Source organism: Shewanella sp. 11B5 (assembly GCF_002836795.1).
GTDB lineage: Bacteria > Pseudomonadota > Gammaproteobacteria > Enterobacterales > Shewanellaceae > Shewanella > Shewanella frigidimarina.
This window is the reverse complement of sequence record NZ_PJAP01001001.1, coordinates 1-2,733: the sequence shown is the minus strand read 5'-3', so window position 1 is coordinate 2,733 and position 2,733 is coordinate 1. Positions and strand designations below refer to the sequence as shown.

Genomic DNA, 2,733 nt, shown 5'->3' with positions numbered 1-2,733 from the left:
CAAAATCAAAAATAACCATTCTAACGTAGTTCTAAGGTGCATAAGCATTAATCTTACGTTATTTTTTATTAATCAAACGTCTACGAAACCCAATAACACCGGCCAGTAAGCCTATACTTAACCAAGATAAGGCCCCGCCTGAATGTTCAGTTTCAATATAAATCTCTTCCACATAAACCGCATCACGGTCGCTACTTTCAAGTGGCAGCGCGTACAAGGCATTGGACTCATCACTACTTATTGTCGCGACCGGATCGGCATAACCTAGCTCATACAGATCGATCAATACATCATAATGATCGGCTTGATAACCACTGGCTAACGTTGTTAGCACTTCGTAATCATCATTGCTAGAGTCTGCGTGGAGGGTGAATACGTCGGTTGAGTAATAATGGACCCACGGTCCACCGTCTTGACTTAAATATAATTCGGCAAATACATCAGCCTGAATGTCGCCCGCGCTGCTGGTAATATCTGCATCAAAGGTCACACTAAAGGTTTGATAAAAACCATCATAATCATAATCATCAAATAAACTTGAATCGGCACCATAGAAGGAAAAATCGTAATACACGACCTGGTTTTGCTGCGCCAACGCTCGTTGCTGCTGGTTTTCCGTCGTTGCGGCAGCTTTTTGATTTTTTGCCATCACTTGTTCACGAGTGACTTTTTTATTCAGTGTTGCAACGTTACTTTGCAACTTAGCTTGCTCATGTAAAGCGCTCACCCTAGCCTGCTTGTCAGCTTCAGTTTCTGGCGTTTGCGGATTAATGACTCTTGCTTGGCTATATGTACCAAAAGCTTGTTCAGAGATCCGTTCGGCGCCTTGTACTGTTGGCGAACTTAACCAGAGTGCACTGGCAACACATAAACTTACGCCCCATTTTAACTGGGTATTAATAGTCGATAGATTGGCTGTCTTGGCAGTAGTATGTTTCATGTTAGTTCCTCACAGTCTTGATATTGAGGCCATTTAACCCTAATCAAAATGAACGTAAGCTGAACATAGCAACACGGCAGACTTCCGTTAGCGCTACCCGTTAGTGACGCTGTTATAAATCAATACCGCAAAAACTGACCATAGGCGTAAACCATTCAGTTAATGTTCATCTGCTACCCCTTATACTGCCAACTCAAATCATCGACAAATTTGTATTTACCGATATCTTACGGGCGTTTATGTTTCGCTTACGGCTATTTACCCAATAAGATTAAGTAGATGTTTCTATATAGAAAGGGATCTTTTACACTGGCAATAATGAGGTTATTAGGGAACACAATATGCAGCGTATGCTCAACGTAAATGCCACCATGTTAGGCCTGATGTTAGCGCTACTGTCATTAACGTGCTCAGTGCCGTCCTATGCAGCTGCATTACATTCATCTGCTGGTGCTCAGTTATCCCCTGGCCCAAATAATAATCGTCAAAACAATAACCAGCAGAACAGCAATCTGGTAGTTAATAGCGCCCAACAAGCAGTACAAATGGCTCAGCGGAGTTATTCGGGTAAAGTATTAAAAGTGCAGTCAGCCAACGTCAATGGACATCCTGGTTATCGGATTAAATTACTCACCAATGATGGCGTTATTTTTTATGTGTTAGTCGATGCCACCAATGGCTCGGTTAAAAGGAACTAGCCCATGAGATTATTACTGGTCGAAGACGATTTAGCCCTACAAACAAACATAAAACAGCACCTTATTGATGCGCAATATACAGTTGATGTTGCCAGCGATGGTGAAGAAGGCTTATTTCAAGCTCAAGAATATCAATACGATGTCGCCATTATCGACGTGGGTTTACCTAAACTTGATGGTTTGTCATTAATCAGTAAACTACGTGAACAAGACATTAGCTACCCGATCATTATTTTAACCGCTCGAGACAGTTGGCAAGATAAAGTGGTTGGTTTAGATGCTGGCGCTGACGATTACTTAAGTAAGCCGTTTCAGCTAGAAGAACTTGTCGCGCGAATTAATGCATTAATTCGCCGCTCCGCAGGTAAAGCCAGTCCAGTGATTCAAAATGGTCCCTTTAGTATCAATACCCGTAGTTTAGAAATTAAAAAAAGCCTGCAAATAATTAACCTTAGTGGTTCTGAGTACAAACTATTTGAATACCTGATGCTGCACCTTGGGTCGGTACATTCAAAAAGCAGTTTAATTGAACATATTTATGACCAGGATTTTGATTTAGATTCCAACGTAATTGAAGTATTTATCCGTCGGTTACGTAAAAAACTCGACCCCGACAATCAATATCAATTAATTGAAACACTACGTGGTCAAGGTTATCGACTACGACAGTTAGACCCAGATGCGTAAACTACTCAGCTCGCTTAAAGTCCGCATTGTGGTCAGTGCGTTATTACTGATTTTGGTGTTATTGCCTATTATCGGTATAACCGTTAATAATGCCTTCGAAACCCAAATAAATGTTGCTGCAAAAAACCAGTTGAAAGCCTATGTTTACTCTGTTTTAGCCATGGCTGAAGTAGAAGATAACCAATTACAAATGCCGTCTCATTTACTTGAAAACCAATTCAATGTGATTGGTTCAGGTCTTTATGCATTAATCACCACTAAAGATAACCAACTACTGTGGACTTCAAACTCATTTCTCGGCCTCAACACGCCGATTAACTTACCCAAACCCGCAACCGGTAGAAGTACCTTCGACTCGATATTGATTAATGACAAACCGCAGTTGATATACAGTTTTAGCGTGAGTTT

General features: G+C 41.1%; 3 protein-coding genes and 1 pseudogene. 3 read left to right on the top strand and 1 reads right to left on the bottom strand.

Going from position 1 to position 2,733, the window contains the following annotated elements:
• Positions 1-58 precede the first annotated feature (58 nt).
• Positions 59-940, bottom strand: coding sequence for a choice-of-anchor H family protein (locus CXF78_RS19475; RefSeq protein ID WP_102037689.1), 882 nt, complete (start codon positions 938-940; stop codon positions 59-61).
• A 341-nt stretch (positions 941-1,281) separates the two neighbouring features.
• On the opposite strand from CXF78_RS19475, the gene CXF78_RS19470 reads away from it, so the two are divergent.
• The 3 genes and pseudogenes from CXF78_RS19470 to CXF78_RS19460 all read left to right on the top strand — a co-directional run.
• A complete protein-coding gene (locus CXF78_RS19470; RefSeq protein ID WP_011636607.1) occupies positions 1,282-1,638 on the top strand; it encodes a PepSY domain-containing protein in 357 nt (118 codons plus the stop codon).
• A gap of 3 nt (positions 1,639-1,641) precedes the next feature.
• Positions 1,642-2,325: a response regulator transcription factor gene (locus CXF78_RS19465; protein WP_102037688.1), complete on the top strand. Its 684-nt coding sequence runs from the start codon at positions 1,642-1,644 to the stop codon at positions 2,323-2,325.
• A pseudogene (locus tag CXF78_RS19460) lies at positions 2,318-2,733 on the top strand (ATP-binding protein); the annotation flags it as partial. The gene CXF78_RS19465 and the pseudogene CXF78_RS19460, both read left to right, overlap by 8 nt.